General features: G+C 40.5%; 23 protein-coding genes and 1 pseudogene. 17 read left to right on the plus strand and 7 right to left on the minus strand.

What is annotated here, in order from left to right:
* The first annotated feature begins 288 nt into the window (after positions 1–288).
* The 4 genes and pseudogenes from hutG to BQ4305_RS18700 all read left to right on the plus strand — a co-directional run bounded on the left by hutG (position 289) and on the right by BQ4305_RS18700 (position 3,802).
* Positions 289–1,146, plus strand: a pseudogene (gene hutG / locus BQ4305_RS18685) (formimidoylglutamase).
* 92 nt (positions 1,147–1,238) lie between these two features.
* Complete coding sequence (locus BQ4305_RS18690; protein ID WP_199880758.1) at positions 1,239–1,598, plus strand: avidin-fold protein; 360 nt, start codon at positions 1,239–1,241, stop codon at positions 1,596–1,598.
* 189 nt (positions 1,599–1,787) lie between these two features.
* Complete coding sequence (locus BQ4305_RS18695) at positions 1,788–2,993, plus strand: EAL domain-containing protein (protein WP_110929245.1); 1,206 nt, start codon at positions 1,788–1,790, stop codon at positions 2,991–2,993.
* Between the two features lie 212 nt (positions 2,994–3,205).
* Positions 3,206–3,802 (plus strand): DUF3993 domain-containing protein, encoded by a 597-nt coding sequence (locus BQ4305_RS18700; RefSeq protein WP_110929246.1) that lies wholly within the window; start codon positions 3,206–3,208, stop codon positions 3,800–3,802.
* Positions 3,803–3,837: 35 nt separating this feature from the next.
* On the opposite strand, the gene BQ4305_RS18705 is transcribed toward BQ4305_RS18700, so the two are convergent.
* Both BQ4305_RS18705 and BQ4305_RS18710 read right to left on the minus strand, forming a co-directional pair.
* Positions 3,838–4,071: a glutaredoxin family protein gene (locus BQ4305_RS18705; RefSeq protein WP_110929247.1), complete on the minus strand. Its 234-nt coding sequence runs from the start codon at positions 4,069–4,071 to the stop codon at positions 3,838–3,840.
* 20 nt (positions 4,072–4,091) lie between these two features.
* Positions 4,092–5,045, minus strand: a complete 954-nt coding sequence (locus tag BQ4305_RS18710) for an MBL fold metallo-hydrolase (protein ID WP_110929248.1) — start codon at positions 5,043–5,045, stop codon at positions 4,092–4,094.
* Between the two features lie 179 nt (positions 5,046–5,224).
* Between BQ4305_RS18710 and BQ4305_RS18715 the strand changes: the two genes are divergently transcribed.
* The 4 genes from BQ4305_RS18715 (at position 5,225) to BQ4305_RS18725 (ending at position 7,851) form a co-directional block, all read left to right on the plus strand.
* A complete protein-coding gene (locus BQ4305_RS18715) occupies positions 5,225–5,464 on the plus strand; it encodes a YkuJ family protein (protein ID WP_110929249.1) in 240 nt (79 codons plus the stop codon).
* Positions 5,465–5,571: 107 nt separating this feature from the next.
* Positions 5,572–5,718 (plus strand): DUF8106 domain-containing protein, encoded by a 147-nt coding sequence (locus BQ4305_RS21690; RefSeq protein WP_199880759.1) that lies wholly within the window; start codon positions 5,572–5,574, stop codon positions 5,716–5,718.
* Positions 5,719–5,835: 117 nt separating this feature from the next.
* Positions 5,836–6,276, plus strand: a complete 441-nt coding sequence (gene cbpB, locus BQ4305_RS18720) for a cyclic-di-AMP-binding protein CbpB (RefSeq protein WP_110929250.1) — start codon at positions 5,836–5,838, stop codon at positions 6,274–6,276.
* A gap of 90 nt (positions 6,277–6,366) precedes the next feature.
* Complete coding sequence (locus BQ4305_RS18725; RefSeq protein WP_110929693.1) at positions 6,367–7,851, plus strand: MDR family MFS transporter; 1,485 nt, start codon at positions 6,367–6,369, stop codon at positions 7,849–7,851.
* A gap of 155 nt (positions 7,852–8,006) precedes the next feature.
* Here BQ4305_RS18725 and BQ4305_RS18730 read toward each other — a convergent pair whose 3' ends face one another.
* The gene (locus BQ4305_RS18730; protein ID WP_199880760.1) at positions 8,007–8,540 is read right to left on the minus strand and encodes a sulfite exporter TauE/SafE family protein; all 534 of its coding nucleotides are present in this window, start codon (positions 8,538–8,540) and stop codon (positions 8,007–8,009) included.
* A gap of 192 nt (positions 8,541–8,732) precedes the next feature.
* On the opposite strand from BQ4305_RS18730, the gene BQ4305_RS18735 reads away from it, so the two are divergent.
* The 5 genes from BQ4305_RS18735 (at position 8,733) to BQ4305_RS18755 (ending at position 13,926) form a co-directional block, all read left to right on the plus strand.
* A complete protein-coding gene (locus tag BQ4305_RS18735; protein ID WP_110929251.1) occupies positions 8,733–9,623 on the plus strand; it encodes a LysR family transcriptional regulator in 891 nt (296 codons plus the stop codon).
* A gap of 107 nt (positions 9,624–9,730) precedes the next feature.
* A complete protein-coding gene (gene dapD / locus BQ4305_RS18740) occupies positions 9,731–10,441 on the plus strand; it encodes a 2,3,4,5-tetrahydropyridine-2,6-dicarboxylate N-acetyltransferase (RefSeq protein ID WP_110929252.1) in 711 nt (236 codons plus the stop codon).
* 94 nt (positions 10,442–10,535) lie between these two features.
* Complete coding sequence (locus tag BQ4305_RS18745; RefSeq protein ID WP_110929253.1) at positions 10,536–11,669, plus strand: N-acetyldiaminopimelate deacetylase; 1,134 nt, start codon at positions 10,536–10,538, stop codon at positions 11,667–11,669.
* A 126-nt stretch (positions 11,670–11,795) separates the two neighbouring features.
* Entirely contained in the window at positions 11,796–12,455 is a 660-nt protein-coding gene (locus BQ4305_RS18750) for a potassium channel family protein (RefSeq protein ID WP_110929254.1), read from the plus strand.
* Positions 12,456–12,567: 112 nt separating this feature from the next.
* The gene (locus BQ4305_RS18755) at positions 12,568–13,926 is read left to right on the plus strand and encodes an IS1182 family transposase (protein WP_110927520.1); all 1,359 of its coding nucleotides are present in this window, start codon (positions 12,568–12,570) and stop codon (positions 13,924–13,926) included.
* A 144-nt stretch (positions 13,927–14,070) separates the two neighbouring features.
* Here BQ4305_RS18755 and rnjA read toward each other — a convergent pair whose 3' ends face one another.
* Together rnjA and BQ4305_RS18765 are read right to left on the minus strand one after the other, a co-directional pair.
* Positions 14,071–15,738, minus strand: a complete 1,668-nt coding sequence (gene rnjA, locus BQ4305_RS18760) for a ribonuclease J1 (RefSeq protein ID WP_110929255.1) — start codon at positions 15,736–15,738, stop codon at positions 14,071–14,073.
* Positions 15,739–15,741: 3 nt separating this feature from the next.
* Positions 15,742–15,954: a DNA-dependent RNA polymerase subunit epsilon gene (locus tag BQ4305_RS18765; protein WP_110929256.1), complete on the minus strand. Its 213-nt coding sequence runs from the start codon at positions 15,952–15,954 to the stop codon at positions 15,742–15,744.
* Between the two features lie 711 nt (positions 15,955–16,665).
* Here BQ4305_RS18765 and BQ4305_RS18770 point away from each other — a divergent pair.
* Positions 16,666–17,442: a Cof-type HAD-IIB family hydrolase gene (locus BQ4305_RS18770; protein WP_110929257.1), complete on the plus strand. Its 777-nt coding sequence runs from the start codon at positions 16,666–16,668 to the stop codon at positions 17,440–17,442.
* A gap of 48 nt (positions 17,443–17,490) precedes the next feature.
* Here the strand turns inward: BQ4305_RS18770 and def are convergent, their stop codons facing one another.
* Together def and BQ4305_RS22320 are read right to left on the minus strand one after the other, a co-directional pair.
* Positions 17,491–18,045, minus strand: coding sequence for a peptide deformylase (gene def, locus BQ4305_RS18775; protein ID WP_110929258.1), 555 nt, complete (start codon positions 18,043–18,045; stop codon positions 17,491–17,493).
* 260 nt (positions 18,046–18,305) lie between these two features.
* Positions 18,306–18,503 carry a YjcZ family sporulation protein gene (locus tag BQ4305_RS22320; protein WP_110929259.1) on the minus strand — a complete coding sequence of 66 codons (198 nt, stop codon included), beginning with the start codon at positions 18,501–18,503 and terminating at the stop codon, positions 18,306–18,308.
* Positions 18,504–18,685: 182 nt separating this feature from the next.
* Here BQ4305_RS22320 and BQ4305_RS18785 point away from each other — a divergent pair, with 182 nt between their 5' ends.
* The 3 genes from BQ4305_RS18785 (at position 18,686) to BQ4305_RS18795 (ending at position 21,956) form a co-directional block, all read left to right on the plus strand.
* Entirely contained in the window at positions 18,686–19,354 is a 669-nt protein-coding gene (locus tag BQ4305_RS18785) for a YkyA family protein (protein WP_110929260.1), read from the plus strand.
* A gap of 506 nt (positions 19,355–19,860) precedes the next feature.
* On the plus strand, positions 19,861–20,976 hold the full coding sequence (gene pdhA, locus BQ4305_RS18790) for a pyruvate dehydrogenase (acetyl-transferring) E1 component subunit alpha (protein ID WP_110929261.1): 1,116 nt from the start codon (positions 19,861–19,863) through the stop codon (positions 20,974–20,976).
* Positions 20,977–20,978: 2 nt separating this feature from the next.
* Positions 20,979–21,956 (plus strand): alpha-ketoacid dehydrogenase subunit beta, encoded by a 978-nt coding sequence (locus tag BQ4305_RS18795; RefSeq protein ID WP_110929262.1) that lies wholly within the window; start codon positions 20,979–20,981, stop codon positions 21,954–21,956.
* Positions 21,957–21,996: the final 40 nt, after the last annotated feature.

Raw genomic sequence — 21,996 nt, forward strand, 5'->3', positions numbered from 1 at the left:
TTCGATTTTTAGGATTTGCCATGTCATGAAGATTCATGATTTTGAGAAGCCTGATTCTAAACAAGTATGCATGCTACATAAAATAATTATGTGATAAATGTAAGGAAATATATGTAAATAGTTGGCGGATATAACTGACTTAAAAGGAGTGGAAACATGTATCAGCCCCCCTCTGACTGGAAGGGAAGGATAGACTCAGCAACTGATGCTCTGGCTGTTCGTTATCATCAAAAAGTGCAAGTCAAGAATATAACTGAATTAAGGAAAATAGATCCTTCATCAAAAAGGATGGGAATCATTGGGTTTCGATGTGATGAAGGGGTAAGGAGAAATGGAGGCAGAGTGGGTGCAGCTGAAGCACCAACAGTTATTAGAAAGGCTTTAACTCAAATTCCATGGCATCATTCTTCTCATGCCGACCTTGTTGATGCAGGAGATTTTTATTGTGATTCAGAGAAATTGGAGGAAGCTCAAGAAGAACTGGGGATTGGGGTCTGCCGTTTATTGGGGTGCGGAATACATCCGATTATTTTAGGCGGAGGGCATGAGACATTATTTGGACACTATTTAGGTGTGAGGGATTTTATTGGCCCGACAGCAGAATTAGGAATCATTAATATTGATGCTCATTTAGATATGAGGCCCTATCAAACAAGAGGTTCTTCAGGCACGATGTTCAGGCAAATATTAGATCGGGACTTTCATGCAGGTTACCTGTGTGCAGGTGTTCAGAAATCCGGAAATACGATGTCTTTATTTAAAGCAGCCGAGGAATATGGCGTGGAAATGATTTCCGAGGAGCTGCTGAATATAGATCAAATAGATCGTGCCGTCAAGTAAATTGATGAATTTAGTGAAAAATATGACTTTATTATACTGACTTTGTGTATGGATTTCATTGCTTCAGCATATGCGCCTGGTGTAAGTGCTCCCTCTCCGTTTGGCATAGAACCTAAAACGGTCCGCCGGCTAATCAGGCATATTGCTGCTAAGGCTGCACTGCTGTCTTTTGATATATCTGAGGTGAATCCAAGTAAAGATGAGAATCAAAAGACCATTTCACTGGCAGCTCAGCTAATAAATGAAGCCTTCCTGCATTTCAATCCTTCCGTTCCAAGGGTTAATGACGATCATTATTCCGGCTGAAAATGTTTTTTTTTTTTTAAAATAAGTCAGCTAATAGGGGGGAGTGTGATAAAATGTCAAAAAATGAGAAAGTGAATAAGGAGCGGTGAAAAGTGATTGATTATCATAATAGGAAATTCGTTTCCGCAGCAAATACAGAAAATGGGGAGGTGTCTTCTTCTACTGTATTTACTTATAAACAGGAAGGAAATATTCTGACGGCGACGTATAAAGGTGGAGATATTATTCAGGGCTGCTTGATTGGCTTAGTGAACGAAGATGGTTCATTGATATTTCGCTATAATCATATAAACCGTCATAACGAAATAAGAGGCGGTGAATGCCGGTCTGAGCCAGAGTTATTGCCAGATGGACGAATCAGACTTCATGAAAGATGGAAATGGAATGATCGGGACTCTAGTGAAGGAAATTCCATAGTGGAAGAATGCCTGTGGCAAAAAGAGAACCTTTAAGTACCCTTTTTTCTTGATTTACCAGCAGCATGTTAATTGCTTGGAAGACCTTACCTATTTTGTATCATTCGGATCGGGGAGGCAGACATTTTCATTCTGGATGGGCTGTTCTTCTAAAATACATATTATCAGCCATTCTATTCAATGGTATAATTTTAATGTTGATGTTTCTTAAGAGGGGGGAAACCCATGGATGCAGATAAAATATTAGCAAACTTGGATAAAGTTCAACCGTTTTTTCAGCCTGTTTTCAGTGCAGATCAGCACCAGGTAATCGGTTATGAAATTTTGGGGAGATATGAAGAGGATGGGGATTATAAAAGCCTAGGCTCTTTTTTTCATGATGGCTCTATACCGGGAGAATATCGGGTAGAGGTAGATAACTACATATTGGAATCAGCTCTTGAAAGAATCAGAGATTATGACGAGGAATTTCTCGTTTTTATAAACAGGGATCCAAACCTGCTTATGATGGATCATGGGGAAGAATTCATGGAAATATTGAAGCGTCATTTCCAGCCTGAAGATTTAGGAAGAATTGTACTGGAATTGTCGGATACCATAAAAGCTGAAACATTTGATCCGCTTCAGCATGTGCTTGCTTATTATAAAACATATGGCATTAAGGTTGCTTTTGATCACATCGGTGAGCATAGTCAGCTGGATAAAATCGCCCAAATTTCACCGAATATTTTGAAGGTAGATGCAGAGAAATTGAGGATGGCAGGGGGGGACTCTTATCGAGTAATCTTACACTCTGTCAGTGTACTCGCCCGTAAAATAGGGGCAAATCTGCTGTTTGAACATATTGAAACGGACTACCAGCTCCGTTTTGGCTGGAAGAATGGCGGTCGTTATTATCAAGGCTATTTCCTGGCTAAGCCTTCAGATGAATTTATCCCAAAAGATTTGCTTCAGGAAAAATTCCATTTGGAATGCCAGCGTTATATTTTACATGAGACGAAGAAGCTTGAAACAGTTTACCAAAAAACCCAGGAATTTAATCAATCACTGCATGAATTTCTAAAACAGCAGAAGAGTAATGTTACACGCGAAGAGATGCTGCTTATTTTGGCCGGTAAGCTGGATTCTGTTTGCTTCAGGCTTTATGTGTGTGATGAAGAGGGGTACCAGACATCTCCGAATATTTTATACAGAGACGGGCAATGGCATACTCAGCAAAGCTATCAAAACAAAAATTGGAGCTGGAGACCGTACTTCCTGGAAAATATCGTGAAAATGAAAAATGAGAAAAAAGGAATATTGTCAGATTTATATAGTGATATTGAAACAGGTGAGACAATCAGAACATTTTCTTATCCATTAAACAATAAGGAATTTATCTTCCTTGATTTATCTTATGCATTTTTATACGAGAATGATGCTTTGCTGTAAAAAGGATTGATATAGATCAAGATGCCAAAACGGCTCTCCATATGGAGGGCTTTTTTATGCGCGTAATTGCCTATACATGCAGAATTGTTAACTCTTTTGCACATCATCCTATATCGGCAAAATGTTTGTCCCTAATAAGCAAGGGTATTGTAAAGTACAAGCAGAGGAAGGCATTGATGCTGAAAAAACTAAACATGAAGGGGTGACAAGTGATGCATAAGAAATTAATGCTAACTGCCGTTCTAAGTCTCCTTTTAATGGTATTGGGTGACTATCAGGTCTCAGCTGAAGCAAAGGACCGTGAAGAAGTACTTTCCTTGGTGAAGGAAGCACAGTCCAGCCAGCGGTCAATCAGTGAAGAAGCCCGTTCGCTGGATCAAATAAAAAATAAGCTGGGCGCTTATTTTACAAAGAATGCCGTTAATCGGTTCATTAAGGCCAATGTGACTAAGACAGACAGCGGTTATACCGCTTTAGGCAGTGATTTTGCACCGGAGTATGTTCCGTTCTTTACATATGGTAAAGAAACGAAAGTAATTTATGAAAAAGATGGTCAGACAATTTATGTACAGGAAGAGTTTCCCTCTGAAACCGATGGGCCTGTAGCTGCTGAAGAACATTTTCAATCCGTAACTCTCGTTAAAGAAGCAGGCAGCTGGAAAGTGCAAAATGTGGACTATCAAAGTGAGGACAAAGAGCAGGCTGTAAAGAAGAATGAAGAAGCAGATGACACAGCAGCTGTCATCCCGGCTCAGTTATATAGCTTTCTTTATAATCCTGCAAATAAATGGTTTCCGCTAGCCTATTAAAAAAGAACGCCCGGTCTGCCGGGCGTTCTTTTTCATTATAATTCCAAAGCTTTTTCGACTTCGTCTAATTCAAAGCCAATAATGGCTTTTCCGTCTATAATGACAGTCGGTGTTGTATACGAACCATATTGTTTGGTTAATTCATTGAAAGCCTTTTTGTCTTGTTTAATATTTTTTTCAACATATTCTACGTTATTTTCACTGAAAAAGTATTTCATGATTTGACAGGGGGGACAATCAGGCTGTGTATATAATATTACTTCTTTCATAGGTACCTCCGGTAATTAAGCTATTCGTTATTCTTTTTCAGATAATCAATCAGGCCTTGTGAGCTGACGTTCAGATCAAGGGACAGGATGTCATAGACGGGGTGTTTTTCTGGAACGCCCAGCTCTGTTAATTTTATTATAACCTTTTCAAGCAGCATCCGTGAAGCAGCAGCTATCTGCTGTTCAGCCGTCTCCTTGGAGTGAAAAGCTTCTGCTGCTGTTTCTATAAAGACAGGCAGCCATTCTCTGATTTGACTATATACCTCTTCAGGGCGGTCTGATACCCCGTAATGGCCAAAGTAAATTTTCTCTGCCCCTATCTTTTCATATAAAGACAGGGCGTCCAGCATAGCCTCCGGATTAAACTGGTTAGGAGACGTGGATGGGAGAAAAAAACGAATTTGATCCTGATCCAGTTCACGATAATAAATCCCTGCAGTGTCACCGGTAAACATGCCATTAGAAACTGAATCATGAATGCTCATATGGTGGTTTGCATGGCCTGGAGTGTCATAAAATGTTAAAAGAGAATCTTCGCTTAGCTGAAGTGTTTCTAAATGATTCTTAATGATTATCCGTTCCTTTGGTATGGGAAGGATTGGGTCGAAAAGAGTGTCGAAGGATTCGCCATAAACGGCTTTGGCGCCTGCTATAAGACGGCTGGGGTCAGAGAGATGCCTGGCTCCTTTTGGGTGGACAATCACTTTGGCGTTCGGGCAATATTCCAGCAGTTTTCCTGCTCCGCCGGCGTGATCTAAGTGAATATGTGTCAGAATAATGTATGAAATTTGATCCAAAGGCACATCAAGTTCTTTCAAGCCTCTCAGCACGAAAGGAATGGAAGGGCTGGCTGAGGTTTCCACCAAGACATATTGCTGCTCTTTAATAACATACGTACCCGTACGGCGTTCCCGATTTAAATCATGGCCGTCAATCAGGTAAATTCGATTTCCCAGGTCTGTAAAAGATGACAAAACAGCCCACCTCCAATAAAATTTCCATGTACAAATTTCCAACCTTATTTTATTCTGTTAATAGTCAGGTGTAAAGTAAGTTAAATTATTCTGAATTTAATAATGCTTGTATACTGGATAGAAAAGTATGATATAGTGAAACCTATCGAAAAGGTTTTATTTTAGAAAGGAGTGGGAGTATGTCTCAATTACAGGGCATTCTTACCAGATTGAAGAATCTTGAGGAGCAAGCCAGGGATAATGAATCTGCACAGCGTTTTTTTGAAATAGATGGTGTCAAAAAGTGTCAGGTTACATATTTCACAAAAACTGAAATGTTTGAGCTGGAAGTATACAGTGATAAAGGAAAATCCGCAAAATATCAATTTGATAATGTGGATATGATTACGATTGAAATTTTCGATCTGCTTCAGTCATAAACATGCAGAAACCGTGCCGCAATGGACGGTTTTTTCTTTATTTTTTTAATCGCTGGATGAATGGGATTCAAACATCTTTCGCATGATAAAAAAATGGAGGGATGTAGATGGAAAAAACGGTAGTTTTCTGTCCGGAATGCGGCGCTTCTGCAGCACTGAATGAAGTATTGACAGCGCAATCCAATCAAAATGTGATTTATACCTGTCCCCGATGCGGTTTTGAGGAAAGAAATATTGAAACGTCAAAAGGGTAGCTAGTTGGATATTTCCATTTTATTGAAGAGACGGTCGTTTTGGGAAGCGGATTTTACTTACCTATGTTACACTGTATAGGAGTCTTTTTTTAATAACATATGGTAAGGGGTTATAACATGATTGGTTCTCACGATGGAGATTTATTAGGTTCGCGTGTAAAAGAATTTATCATTTCTTCAGAACGGGTTGCGCACGTCCAAATTGGAAATAATTTAGAACATACACTTTTAGTTTTAATAAAAAGCGGATATACGGCTATACCAGTATTAGATCCAATGTATAAATTACATGGTTTAATCAGTACACCGACAATATTAGAGTCTATTTTAGGGCTGGAACGCATTGAATTTGATGCACTTGAACAAAAGAAGGTTTCTGAAGTGATGAATAAGGATATTCCTCGGCTCAATGTAGATGATAATCTGGCAAGAGGCTTGGAACTCCTTATCGATCACCCATTTGTTTGTGTGGAAAATGATGAAGGCGTTTTCGAAGGGATTCTGACGCGGAGAGTCATCTTGAAAAAAATATATAAGGGCAATACGCAGCCTAAGTAATACAAGCGATTCACAGGCCTCCATTTTGGAGGCTGATTTTGTGTTGAAGAGGAGAGTAAAGTATCGGTGGATAAAATAAGTGGGGTACAGATGAATCAGCAAAAACCTTTGAAACGGCCGCTCATTTTGGCGTCTGTCATGCTGGCCATGTTCATGAATGCGATTGAAGGAACGATTGTCGCAACGGCAATGCCTGCCATAGTCAGTGATTTGGGCGGTTTTTCTCTATACAGCTGGATTTTTTCTGGCTATTTGCTGATGAATGCTGTTACCGTTTTAATTTATGGAAAGTTATCAGATTTACTGGGAAGAAAACCGGTTTTTATCTTTGGGGTCACTGTTTTTTTAATTGGCTCGCTTCTATGCGGATTAGCGGATTCCATGCATGAATTAATCATATACCGCTTCATTCAAGGATTTGGGGCAGGAGCAGTTGCACCTGTGGCCACAACCATTATTGGAGATATATATGAAAAACATGAACGTGCAAAAGTACAGGGGTATTTATCGAGCGTGTGGGGGATATCTGCTGTAATGGGACCGGCGCTTGGCGGTTTAATCGTTGAAACATTAACCTGGAAGCTTGTTTTTTGGGTGAATATACCGCTTGGTATTCTCTCGCTGCTTGGAATTGGATTTTTCCTGCATGAACATCTCGAGAGAAAAAGCCGTCAAATTGATTATATGGGAGCAGTTTTGCTGACTGGCGCCATTTCGGTACTCATGTACATTTTGGTGGAAGGCGGTGTTAAATGGCCCTGGAATTCCGAAGAGGTGTATGCATTTGTTTTGGCAGCGGCTGTTCTCTTCATTCTGTTTGTTTTTCAAGAGCGCAGGGTGAGCGAACCAGTGATGCCATTTTCGATATGGAAACAGCGGCCGATATTAATAGCGAATCTCGTTTCGTTAACAACAGGGATTTTAATGATCGGTCTTTCAAGCTTTTTACCGACATATGTTCAAGGAGTGATGGAACGATCTCCTACGGTTGCGGGCTTTACATTAACAGCCATGTCAATTGGATGGCCGATTGCTTCAACGGTTGCGAGCAAATTAATGTTTAAGATTGGTTTTAAAGCGACCTCTGTCACCGGGGGTTTTTTCTTAGTGGCGGGAAGTATTGTTCTGGCAGGGCTAAGGCCAGAAGCCGGTCCATTGACAGCTGCTGCGGGTTCTTTCCTGATTGGTATAGGAATGGGACTGACATCAACGTCTTTCATCGTCTTGATTCAAAGCACCGTAACATGGGAACAGAGAGGGATAGCGACGGCCTCGAATATGTTCATGCGAAATCTGGGGAATACGGTGGGGGCTGCTCTGCTTGGCGGTGTTATGAACAGTGCTCTTCAGAAGTACTTAACCGCTCACCAGCCTGCAGGGGAGCATCTGACACTGGATACGGCCAATAAATTATTGAACAGTGAGGAGAGGGCGTCCTTATCAGCAGGCGCTGTGGAGTCCTTACAGGCAGGACTGACTGTTTCACTACATAATGTGTATGTTATTGTTTTAATTATTGCTGTGGTCAGTTTATTAATCTTAGCCTTCCTCAGAAAAAGGGGTGCAGGAACCTGATAAAGGTCCTGCTCTTTTTTTGTGTGTTTGGCTTTATTGTGTGATAACCCGATAGGCGAGCTGAATGATGAGAGCTATTGTTACTGTATGAAGAATAACGGTCAGGTGCCGATTTTTCAGTCTGCCCGCTTTCCTGAGTGCTGCCTGGGCACCAGCTAAAGATCCGGCCGCATATAAAACGCAACATCCCAAGCAATGTTCCCTGCTATGAAAAAGGTAAAGAAAGCTGCAGTACAGCTAATAAATGTTTGGAATCTTGTATAGGCCAGTGACTGCAGATAGGTGGCTCCATAATTTAAAAAGGTATACATCAGCATGGTTGCCTGCCCGGGTCCGAACATGCCATCATATACACTGATTCCAAATAAGGCAGGATAAGATTTTTTCGGCATTTTCCATTGCCCATCATTTTTAGGTGCAGGTTTTCTGATAAAACTGAGAAGCATGGCCGAGGCAAGTAAAAACAATGAGACCAGATTCATGGTTTTTTCGGTGAAAGTATTGGCCAGAAGTCCTCCGCAAAGCCCTCCAAGCAGGGCAAAAGGAATTAAAGGCAAGACATTGCGAAGTGTTAGTTCCATTTTTTTGAACAATACATAAAAGCTTGAGAAGGAAGCAATCATATTGGAGAACTTAACGGACCCGATCACTTGGTGTATTGGAACCCCCAATAGTAATAAAGAAGGCATCCCAATTAGCCTCCGCTGCCGGCAAGCGTGCCGACAAACGAAGCTGCAAAACCAATGGCTGCAAATATCAAATGATCCATATTAAACACCTCTTTGCTTTTTCGCTTGTATTATACCTCGATTTTGTTGATAATTAAATGTGTATTATATTTAAGATATCAATAAGAATAAATTATCAAGGTGTTGATATAGATGTCGTTTTCAGAATTTCACTTATTATCCGTGCTTGCCCAGGAAATGAATATGAGAAAGGCAGCAGAAAGGCTTTTTGTTTCACAGCCTGCTCTTTCCCAAAGATTGCAGTCTATCGAAAAGGATTGGGGAAAAAAACTTTTTTTGCGTTCGCAGAAAGGACTGTCACTGACTCCGGCAGGCGAAGTCGTTATTCGATTTGCAAATGAAATATTGGAAAAGGAAGAAAAGGTGCGGGATCAAATACAATCAATGGATCACGAAGTGTACGGAACGCTGAAGATCGCCTGTGCATCTATTGTCGGGCAGAATTGGCTGCCGCAAGTTTTGAAGAAATTTGTCAGTAAGTATCCATATGCTAAAATTTCACTGATTACTGGATGGAGCAGTGAAATCTTAAAGTCCCTTTATGAAGGACAGGTGCATATTGGCATCATAAGAGGAACCCCGGATTGGAAGGGATTCAAGCAGCATTTGTTTAAGGATATGCTATATTTAGTGGATACCGAGATGAATGAACTTGACCAGGTGCTTAAGACAGACCGCCCGTTTATTCAGTTTAAAAGCGATTCCAATTATTATCAGGAAATCCAGGATTGGTGGCATCGCCAATTCCAGACGACACCCAAAAATACGATAGTTGTCGATCAGATTGAGACATGCAAACAAATGGTTTTCAATGGCATAGGATATGCTATTTTGCCGGCAATCACTTTGCACGACAAAGATACAAATATTTTTAAAATTCCGTTAATGGATGAACAGAATCATTCAATTGAAAGAGATACATGGCTGTGCGGTTATGAATCAGCGTTTCAATTAAAACAGGTGAAGGCGTTCGAGGAAGTAGTCACAGAATATATTCTGGATCAAGGGATGCAGCAGCTTTAGTGCAATAATATGGTAATCCATTAAAAAAATTTATGTTACGGCTTGTGTTACAGGAAGTAGTTTGATAAATTTAGAACGTGCAACGTACATATCAAGGAGGTTCTACTATGAAACAAATGGATGCTAATGAAATTATTTCTTTTATCGCGAATAGTAAGAAATCAACACCTGTAAAGGTTTATATTAAAGGGGATTTAGAAGGAATCGATTTTGGTTCTGATTCAAAGACTTTTATTACCGGCAATACAGGCGTAATTTTCGGTGAGTGGGCTGATATTCAAACAGCGATTGAGGCAGCAGGCAGCAAGGTTGAGGACTTCGTGGTTGAAAGCGACCGCCGAAATTCTGCGATTCCATTGCTGGACACTAAAGGGATCAAAGCGCGTATCGAGCCTGGCGCAACAATCCGTGACCAAGTGGAAATTGGCGAGAATGCAGTCATCATGATGGGTGCGACGATTAACATTGGGTCTGTGATCGGTGAGGGTTCAATGATCGATATGAACGCAACTCTTGGCGGGCGCGCAACAGTCGGAAAAAATTCACATATTGGTGCGGGGTCTGTTCTTGCAGGAGTCATTGAGCCGCCTTCAGCTAAGCCTGTAGTTGTAGAAGATGATGTGCTGATCGGTGCGAATGTAGTTGTTCTTGAAGGTGTTACAATCGGAAAAGGATCTGTTGTCGGGGCCGGTGCAGTTGTAACAAAAGACATCCCGCCATACTCAGTGGCTACAGGGATTCCTGCCCGTGTTATTAAGCAAATTGATGAAAAAACAAAATCTAAAACAGAAATCATGCAAGAACTTCGTCAGCTTTAATGAACTGAGGCAGATCCTTAATACATCTTGAATAGTTTTGGTACAAGGCGTGGATGTCCAATCCACGCCTTGTGTAATAGGAGGTTATTTGTACATGTCTTCAATGAGTCCGTTTGTAGCCATTCGAAGAGAGCTCCATCAGATACCGGAGATTGGGTTCAAAGAATTTAAAACACAGGAATACTTATTGAACTATCTTAAAGGGTTAAATAGCGAACACATGGAAATTAAAACGTGGAGAACAGGCATTTTTGTGAAAATAGCCGGAAAGAATCCGCGCAGAATAATTGGATACCGGGCCGATATAGACGGTTTGCCGATTACAGAGGAGACAGGATTTGAATTTGCTTCCAGGCATGAAGGTTACATGCATGCGTGCGGACATGACTTCCATATGAGTATTGCGCTTGGTGTTTTAACATATTTTGCTCAAAACCCTTGTGACGACGATCTGCTGTTCATTTTCCAGCCTGCTGAAGAAGGACCGGGGGGAGCGGAGCCAATGCTTCAATCAGATATTATGAAGCAATGGATGCCTGACATGATCTTAGCTCTTCATATAGCTCCTGAATATCCGGCAGGGACTGTGGCCTTAAATGAGGGGCTTCTATTTGCGAATACATCTGAGCTTTTTATAGATCTGAAAGGCAAGGGCGGACACGCTGCCTATCCGCATGAAACAAATGATATGGTCATTGCGGCATGCTCACTGGTCAATCAGCTCCAGACAGTTGTAGCAAGAAATGTTAATCCGCTGGATTCGGCAGTTATTACAATTGGAAAAATCACAGGCGGAACGGTTCAAAATATCATTGCTGAAAATGCCCGTTTAGAAGGGACCATAAGGACTTTAAGCGCACAGTCCATGGCAAAGGTTAAATCAAGGATAGAAGCCCTTGTGAAGGGCGTTGAGACGGGTTATGAATGTCAGGCTCATATTGATTATGGGGCCATGTACTATCAAGTGGAAAATGACCGTGAATTGGCTGAAGAATTCATAGAGTATACGGAAAACTCATCACTCATGAATTTTCAGAGATGTTCTGAAGCAATGACCGGCGAAGATTTTGGTTATATGCTAAAAGAAATACCAGGTGTCATGTTCTGGCTGGGTGTGTCATCTGAATACGGGCTGCACCATTCCAAATTGAACCCTCAAGAAGAGGCGATTGATAAAGCAATCCGGCATCTTGTTGGCTATCTGCAGTTTAAAGGAAACCAGAACTGATGGAAGAGTGAGGATATAAAAAACTTGGTGTTTACTGCCATCTAAAGCAAAACTATAATAATGGTAGTTATATATACATTGGAAGCTTTGAAGTTGCCATTCTGGTAATTTGTTGGAGGTGTTTTTATGAAGAAACAATATGCAGTGATTGGGTTAGGACGGTTTGGGGGCAGTATTGTCCGCGCACTCGCAGAGGAAGACATGGAAGTCCTTGCTATTGATATGGATGAGGAAAGAGTGAATGAATTTGCTAAGATTGCCTCACACTCTGTAGTAGGAAATACAACAGATGAAAATGTTCTTAAAAGCATTGGAATTAGGAACTTTGATCATGTAATTGTAGCCATTGGAGAAAATATCCAGGCGAGTATCCTAACGACTTTGATATTGAAAGAGCAGGGAGTTCAAAATGTCACCGTTAAGGCTCAAAATGATTATCATGAGAGAGTTTTATTAAAAATTGGCGCTGATTATGTAGTCCATCCCGAAAGAGATATGGGAAGAAGAATTGCCCACAATATTTCATCAAATAATATTTTAGATTACCTTGAATTATCAGATGAACACTCAATTGTTGAAATTGTTGCAAGTGAAAAATTAAACGGGAACTCGATATTTGACCTGGATATCAGGGCTAAGTACGGATTAAATATTGTAGCGATTAAAAGGGGGACGAGCATTAACGTCTCACCGCAGGCAGATGATTTCATACGAACTGGGGATATATTAATTGTGATTGGCGCAGATACAGATATTAATCGATTTGAAAAGAAAATATTTCAATAAAAAAACGGGCATCTGCCCGTTTCAGGCTGTAGACAAACTCGTGAAAATCGAGTTTATCTACAGCCTTTTTTATATTAAAATGGAGGTAACAAATTTACTTGAGGTGACCAATATGCTTTCCAAATATTCTTCTACTCAAAGAAATCAAATTGAAATGATTGCGCTGGATGAACTTGTTCCTGCGAACCATTTGGTTCGCAAACTAGAAAAAGCGATCGATTTTTCATTTATTTATTCGTTAGTAGAGGATATGTATTCAGATGTAGGTCGTCCAAGTATTGACCCGGTAATTCTTATTAAAATGACATTTATTCAGTACATATTTGGTATCCGCTCCATGCGCAAAACGATTGAAGAAATCCAGACCAATATGGCTTATCGATGGTTTTTAGGATTCGGATTTCATGATAAAATCCCCCATTTTTCTACCTTCGGTAAAAACTACGAACGCAGATTCAAAGATACGGATTTGTTTGAACAGATTTTCTATCATATTATAAGCGAAGCTGCTAAGAAGAAGTTAATCAGTGCCGAACATATTTTTATTGACTCTACACACGTTAAAGCTAGTGCGAATAAACGAAAGTTTCAAAAGAAAGTTGTCCGTAAAGAAACAAAAGCATATGAACAACGTCTTCAAGAAGAAATCAATCAGGACCGAGAGGACCATGATAAGAATCCCTTCCCTCCAGATAAATTCGAAAAAAATGAAACGAAAGAAATCAAAGAAAGTACGACAGATCCTGAGAGTGGATATTATGTAAAAGATGAAAGAACGAAGCAGTTTGCTTATTCTTTTCACGCTGCTTCAGATAGGAATGGATTTGTATTAGGGACCATCGTAACTCCTGGTAATACGCATGATAGTCAGATACTTGAGCCTTTGGTTGAGAAAGTAATGGAAGAAGTTGGGAAGCCTGAAGCTGTTGCTGCTGATGCAGCCTATAAGACACCAGTAATTACAAATTATCTAATAGAAAATGACATCACGCCCGTTTTACCTTATACACGTCCGCGTACAAAAGAGGGATATTTTCGGAAACATGACTATGTTTACGATGAGTACCATGATTGCTATTTATGCCCGCAGGGCAATGTGTTGAACTACTCAACGACTACTAAGGAGGGGTATCGTCAGTATAAGTCTGATCCTAAAATATGTAAAGATTGTCCAGTGATCATGAATTGTACCCAAAGTAAGAACCACCAAAAGCTCATTCAGAGACACATATGGGAAGGGTACGTAGAAGAAGCAGATCATCTCCGACACCATCAAACCATAAAAGATATCTATGCCAAACGTAAAGAAACCATTGAGCGAGTCTTTGCGGATGCAAAAGAAAAGCATGGCATGCGTTGGACAACGTTAAGAGGTCTAAAAAAATTGTCCATGCAGGCGTTGCTTACTTTTGGTGCCATGAATTTAAAGAAGATGGCAAATTGGACTTGGGTCAATCCTCAAACCGGCTAATTATGGGGCTCGATGAGCCCTCAAAATTAAAAATACAACGATTAAATAGGAAAAATAACAGAAAGGCCTTCGGAAGGGATTCCTTCCGAAGGCCTTTTGTCGACAATCTGAAACGGGCATCTGCCCGTTTTTTTTTAGCATTTATCAGACTTCCATGATGATAGGAAGAATCATCGGGCGTCTTTTTGTTTTTTCATAAAGGAAAGGTGCTAATGTGTCTGTAATCTCATTTTTGATTTCTGACCATTGAGTCGTCTTACGCTCCATGACTTTATTTAAATGCTTAGTAATGAGAGATTGAGCATCATTGATTAAATCGCCGGATTCACGCATATATACAAATCCGCGAGAGATAATATCAGGTCCGGCAGCAATCTTGAATTCCTTCATATTAATGCTCACTACGACAACAACAAGTCCTTCCTCAGAAAGGATGCGGCGGTCGCGCAATACGATATTGCCTATGTCGCCGATTCCGCTTCCGTCGATGTAGACATTTCCAGAAGGAATCTTTCCGGAAACTTGGGCTGTATTTTCACTCAAAGCCAGTACATCTCCATTGTCCATAATGAAGCAGTTCTCTTCAGGGACTCCGCAGTCGATTGCATGTTGGGCATGAATCTTCTGCATCCGGTATTCACCATGAATCGGCATGAAAAATTTAGGTTTAATGAGACGAAGCATCAGTTTCTGTTCTTGCTGTCCGCCATGTCCTGATGTATGAATATCATTTAATGGACCGGAAATCACATCAGCTCCGGCGCGATACAATTGATTGATGGTTCTGGATACGCTGATTGTATTGCCTGGGATAGGGGATGAAGAAAAAACAACCGTATCTCCCGGGTTTATTTGGATTTGTCTGTGAGTGCCGTTAGCAATCCGTGAAAGAGCTGCCATAGGTTCGCCCTGACTTCCCGTACACAGGATGGTTACCTTGTTGGCAGGGAGTCTGTTCAGCTGCTGAGCATCGATAAATGTGTCCTTGGGAGCAACAATATAGCCTAAGTCCTGACCGATTGATATAGCTGCATCCATACTCCTTCCGAAAACAGCAATTTTCCTGCCATTGGCAACGGCAGCTTCTACAACTTGCTGAAGGCGATGGATATTTGACGCGAAGGTCGCGAAAATAATCCGTCCATCTACTTTGCGGAAGATATCTTGAATACTGTCACCTACGCGGCGTTCTGACATAGTGAAATTTTGGACTTCACTGTTTGTGCTGTCTGAAAGCAGGCAGAGAACGCCTTCTTTCCCGATTTCAGCCATTTTTGTCAGGTTAGCTGGTTCACCGACAGGCGTGAAGTCGAATTTAAAGTCACCTGTATGGACAACTTGGCCTGGAGGTGTCTTAACAACAATCCCGTAAGAATCGGGAATGCTGTGGGTCGTACGGAAGAAGTAAACAGACGTCTTACGGAATTTAATAACATCCTCTTCCTGAATTTCAACTAATCGGGTTTGGCGCAGCAGTCCATGTTCTTCAAGTTTGTTGCGCAGCAGTCCTAAGGCTAATTTTCCGCCATAGACAGGGATGTTTACTTTCCTTAACAAATAAGGGATTCCGCCAATATGGTCTTCATGTCCGTGAGTGATGAAAAGACCTTTGATTTTGTCCACATTTTTTTCTAAATAAGTGTAATCAGGTATAACATAATCAATCCCCAGAAGTTCGTCCTCTGGAAATTTAATCCCAGCGTCAATAAGGATGATTTCATCCTGGAATTGAACTGCGTATGTGTTTTTCCCGATTTCGCCTAATCCGCCCAATGCGAAAACGGCCGTTTGGTCATTTTTAACAAATTTCATATATTATCCTAACTCCAATACTTTATAATCTTCATTTAATTTTTCGTATTCTAGATACGCTCCGCTTACTTCAACTACCGATTCAACATTAAAAGATTTTGATTTTAATTTCTCCCTGACGTCACGAACGGATGTACCTTCTATAAACATCGATTTCGTATTTTCTCTAATCGGTACCTCTATTGCACTTACTTGATAGTATACCTTATAAATCATTTTTATCTCTCCTCACTTTTGATAGTGCTTTTTTCATTATATATAAAAAAAACATTTTTTTCATGTTTTACAACATCTTACAAATCGAGTTATGAGTGCCTTGCGAAGCAGCCTGACGGGGCTATCTGTCACCCGAAAAATCTCATTTTTAATCGTGGCTGCCAGAATAGCTGCTGTTCCTAAAGAACCGTCAAGGTAAATCCCGGTTTCATGTAGTTTTAAAAACGATAAAACAGGAATTTGGGGACTTATGTATGCAGATCGTGCTGGAATCTCTCTTTGCACTTTACAACATGGAAGAAGCCCTTCGCAAGTTTTTGAAGGGCAGAATGAAAAATATCGCGGATATATGGCTTACTTATAGACCGTCGGCTGGATTATGCCTCTTATGCGATAGTTTTTTTTCTTAACAGATCATTCCATTGTTTAAGCAGCTTTTTCCGCAGCTTTTTCAACATGATGATCACACTCCCTTACTATTATTGTATAGGAATATTAAATAAAGTAAATAAGTCTTTCTCCCACTTCGCAGCTTTTTTCAAAAATAGGTTCTTATTCCGCAAAATCTCCTCTATATGATAATCTTCCCATCAATATTGAGATATTGTGTGTTTGTTTTTCCCAGCCGTACTGAGACTTGACTTATTTCCTAGACAATTATTAAATGAGGGCATATGTAAATGTACAGGAAGAAAGGAAAGTGACTGCCCAATGGATAAAAAGATCGTCTTCTTTGATATTGATGGAACATTATTAGATCACGAAAAAAAGCTGCCGGATTCTACGAAAACAGCCATTCAAGAATTAAAAGAGAATGGGGTTTTTGTAGCCATTGCAACCGGAAGAGCCCCTTTTATGTTTGAACCGCTTCGCAAAGAACTGGGAATCGATACATATGTTAGCTTTAATGGACAATATGTTGTTTTTGAAAATGAAGTCATTTATCAGAATCCGATGGATTCAAACCAATTGCAAAAAATTAAAGAAGATGCATCAAAAACTGATGAAACTCCAATTGTTTTCATGAATGAGAAGACGATGAAATCAAGTGTGGACCATAGCCGTAGAATCGCAGAAGCACTGGGGAGCCTTAAGTTTCCCCACCCGGAATCTGATCACCGCTTCCATGAAACCCACCAAATATACCAAGCACTTCTATTTTGTACAAAGGAAGAAGAGGAGCGGTTTTTAGATAAGTATGAGAAATTCCAATTTATCCGCTGGCATGAATTTTCTACGGATGTTTTGCCAAAAGGAGGTTCTAAGGCGGAAGGAATTAAGAAAGTCATGGAGAGAATTGGCTTTGATATCGAAGATGTTTATGCTTTTGGAGATGGATTGAACGATATCGAAATGCTGAAGGAGGTTGGTCACGGTGTTGCTATGGGCAATGCCCACCAAGCTGTAAAGGACATAGCCGATTATGTCACGAAGGACGTAGCAGAAGATGGCATCCTTCATGGTTTAAAAGAGTTCGGACTTCTCTAATCCAGAAGGTCAAAGCCCCTCCGCAAAAAGCAGGAGGGGCTTTGACTATTATCGTTCAATCATGAAAGCATCTTTCGGCTGAAAAAAAGGATCTTGTTTGTTAATCCGATCATAAAAAAGAATTCCGTTTAAATGGTCAATCTCATGCTGGAAACAAATGCTTGCGAGACCCTTCAGCCTGATTTTTTCTATTGAGCCGTCTAGGTTAGTGCCCGAAACAGTAATTTCCGCATGCCGTGGGACATATCCTTCGATAGGCCTGTCTACTGACAGACAGCCTTCCCCGACTGATAAAAAGGATTTTTCTTCTGAATGTTCGATGATTTTAGGATTAAAAAGTGCGTAACTGCATACTCCGCCGTCTTTTTCTTTCAAATGAACGACTATCATTCTTTTCGAAAAGCCGATTTGGGGCGCAGCGAGTCCTATGCCGGGTCTGATCCCGAATGCTTTGGAAATTTCCGGGTCCTGGCTGCACTGAATATATTCCATCATACTTTGTAAAATGCTCCTGTCTTCTTCAGAAGGGGGCATCTTTACTTCTTTAGCAGTTTTTCTTAGAAGCGGGTTATCTTCTTTAATAATTTCCCATACTTTTAGCATCTTCAGCACCTCGAGCTTCTGGCGGCCATATTCACTTGTCTATTATATGTCTTATTTTATCAAATCCATATTTAAATAACCAGAAGCCGGGCTCCTGGCTTTATAAAAAAGGGGCCGGTACGCCCCTTGTCATAATCGAATTCTATATGGTATCTAAGATTTGAGGTAAACAGGGATAAAACGGAGAAAAATAGGGTAAAGAAAATTAGCTCTGCGGCTGCCTTGGTTTTTGATATGCTAGTAAAGCGAAGGGAGCGGAATTACCAGCAAAGACAAGCCCCGACAATAATCAATAAAATGAACAGAACAATGATCAGCGCAAAGCCGCAGCCAAAGCCGCCTGTTTGCCCTCCGCCATAACCATATCCATAAGCGGGTGCCGTGGCAACGGGATAACAAGAAGTAGGTGCCGTGGCAACAGGGTAACAGCAAGCATCTTCAAAACCGCCGTGATACATATGCAATACCTCCATTATTTTTTTGTTTCTGCCCTTTCAGGCTCTTATAGCCTATGCGCAAGAGGGCGATAGGTGTAGGCAGCGGCCCAGTTTAAGACAATCTAAAAAAAGATAGGCGGCCGGATAGAGAGCGGATTCTCTGACGAGCCGTTAAAAAGTAATTTTTTATAGGGGGAATTTTTTTGTTAAACGCTGTCAGGATTACCAGTCTATTTATTGTGTGTCTCATCTTTTTAAGCGGCTGTATGTTTGGGGCGTCACCGGAAGAAAAAATAGCAAAAACAATCAATAAGACGGCCGAAATTGAAACCGACTTGAATGCACAGCAAAAGGAACTGGCTGAATTTGAAGAAGAAGAAAATAAATATTATGAAAAAATAGTAAAAATGGGGATGAAGGAATTTGATGAAATAAAAAAAGTTTCGGATCAAGCCCTTGAAAATATTGATGACAGGGAAAAGAAAATCCAGGAAGAGCAAGATATTATGAATGACTCCAAAAAAGAGTTTGAAAAAGTCGGAGACCAAATTGAAAAAATAAAAGATGAGAAAATAAAAGACAAAGCAGAGACCATGCAGAAAGACATGCAGGAAAGATATCAGCTCCACCAAGAGCTTCAAAAAGCATATATAAAAGGACTGGAAGCAGACCGTAAATTATATGAGATATTCAAAAAGGAAAATTTAAAAATGGATGAGCTTAGAAAACAGGTGGATGCAAGCAATGAAATTTATAAAAAGATAAAGGGAAAAAATGATCAATTCAATAAAAAAACAGAAAGTTATAATAAAGGCAAAACAGAATTCTTTAAAGCCGCATCTATTGAGGAGAAGGGAAAAAAGAACGAATAAAAAATTAAACCGGATTCAGCACTGTCCACTCAAAGTGCTGGATCCGGTTTTTTTCTGTGCGGCGGATATAATCAATGGGTGTGTGTTATAAAACAGAAAGAATGCGAACTGGCAGGTATTGCGTCCCCTAATAAAATCTTCCAAAGAAAATATTTCAGTATTGAGCGTGCTCATAGTAATACAGGAAGAACATATGTAATGTAACAGTTTTGAAATCTGATTAAAGGAATTTTTAAAAATCTTAAGCATTTCTATCAAACGCTGTTGATGAATAAGTGTTTGACTTGTGTGAGTTTTTTCTTGTAAACTGAAATCAAGTTACATATTTGTATCATAATATTTGATTTTATTTATAATACAGGGTAAGGTAGTAAGTGGATTCAAACAATGGGGTTTGAAGGTTTTAAGGGATGGGAAAAATAGATTGATAAAAACCTGGACAAACTAAAAAGATGAAGATTTCTTTGATAATTTAAAGTAAACCTTTTATGGAAGGATGGTTAAGCATGGCTCAAAAAACCAAGCAGGCCAAGTTGGATATGACAAAACAACTGCAGACAGTAGAAGAACAATTCCAAGTATTTCAAATTCTTAATGAAGAGGGCAAGGTTGTGAATGAGGCGGCTATGCCTGAGATAACAGATGACCAGCTTCAGGAATTGATGAAGAGAATGGTATATACCCGAATTCTTGATCAGCGTTCCATTTCGCTTAACAGACAGGGACGTCTAGGTTTCTATGCACCGACAGCGGGACAGGAAGCTTCACAGATTGCTTCTCATTTTGCCTTGGAAAAGGAGGATTTTATTTTACCAGGCTACAGGGACGTTCCGCAGCTAATTTGGCACGGCTTGCCGCTTTCTAAAGCATTCCTTTTCTCACGCGGCCATTTCAAAGGAAACCAGATCCCTGAAGGGGTAAATATTCTTTCTCCTCAAATCATTATCGGCGCTCAGTACGTTCAGGCAGCAGGAGTTGCTTTAGGTATGAAAAAACGCGGTAAAAAGTCAGTTGCTATCACTTATACAGGTGACGGCGGTACTTCACAGGGTGACTTCTATGAAGGAATCAACTTTGCCGGTGCATTTAAAGCGCCTGCGATTTTTATCATCCAAAATAACCGCTTTGCTATTTCCACTCCAGTAGCTAAACAGTCTGCTGCAAGGACTTTGGCGCAAAAAGCTGTAGCGGCCGGTATTCCGGGGGTTGTAGTGGATGGAATGGATCCGCTGGCTGTTTATGCGGCGACAAAAGACGCAAGAGAACGGGCAGTTGCAGGCGAGGGTCCTACATTGATTGAAACGCTGACATACCGTTATGGCCCGCATACAATGGCCGGTGATGATCCGACACGTTACAGAACGACTGATTTAGATAATGAATGGGAAAAGAAAGACCCGCTCGTGCGTTTCCGTACATTCTTAGAGGCTAAAGGGCTTTGGAATGAGGAAATGGAAAATGAAACAATCGAAAAGGCGAAAGAAGAAATTAAAGAAGCAATCAAGGCTGCAGATGCTGAACCTAAGCAGAAGGTCACTGACTTGATGTCAATCATGTATGAAGAAATGCCTTTTACTTTAAAAGAACAATACGAAATATATAAAGAGAAGGAGTCGAAGTAAAAATGGCTCAAATGACAATGATACAAGCAATCACGGATGCATTGCGTACAGAATTAAAAAATGACGAGAATGTATTAGTTTTTGGGGAAGACGTTGGTGTAAACGGCGGGGTTTTCCGTGCCACAGAAGGACTTCATAAAGAATTCGGCGAGGACAGAGTGTTTGATACGCCTTTAGCAGAGTCCGGTATTGGCGGTCTTGCAATCGGATTGTCACTTCAGGGATTCAGGCCGGTTCCGGAAATCCAGTTCTTTGGTTTTGTTTTTGAAGTAATGGACTCAATTGCAGGTCAAATGGCGAGAATGCGCTACCGTTCTGGCGGAACGTATAATATGCCCGTTACGGTTCGTTCGCCATTCGGAGGCGGCGTACATACGCCGGAAATGCACTCTGACAGCTTGGAAGGTTTGATGACACAATCACCTGGATTGAAAGTCGTCGTTCCTTCTACACCATATGATGCAAAAGGATTGCTTATTTCATCTATCCGTGACAATGATCCGGTTATCTTCCTTGAGCATTTAAAACTATATCGTGCTTTCCGTGAAGAGGTGCCTGAAGAAGCATATACGATCCCTCTTGGAAAGGCGGATGTGAAGCGTGAAGGCAAAGACCTGTCTATTATCACGTATGGAGCAATGGTACATGAATCATTAAAAGCAGCGGATGAATTAGAGAAACAAGGCTATTCTGCAGAAGTCATCGATTTACGCACCATTCAGCCGCTCGATATTGAGACGATCATCGCTTCTGTTGAAAAGACAGGCAGAGCAATGGTTGTTCAAGAAGCACAGAAACAAGCCGGAATTGCTGCAAATGTGATTGCTGAAATTAACGAACGCGCGATTTTAAGTCTGGATGCTCCTGTTCTTAGGGTGGCGGCAGCAGATACAGTCTATCCTTTCTCTCAAGCAGAGCAGGTTTGGCTTCCTAATTACAAGGATATTATTGAAACAGCATTGAAAGTATTGAAATTCTGATTATCTTTTTCAGACAGGCTGAAAGTCATTAAAACAATTG

Source organism: Bacillus massiliglaciei (assembly GCF_900098925.1).
GTDB lineage: Bacteria > Bacillota > Bacilli > Bacillales > DSM-1321 > Peribacillus > Peribacillus massiliglaciei.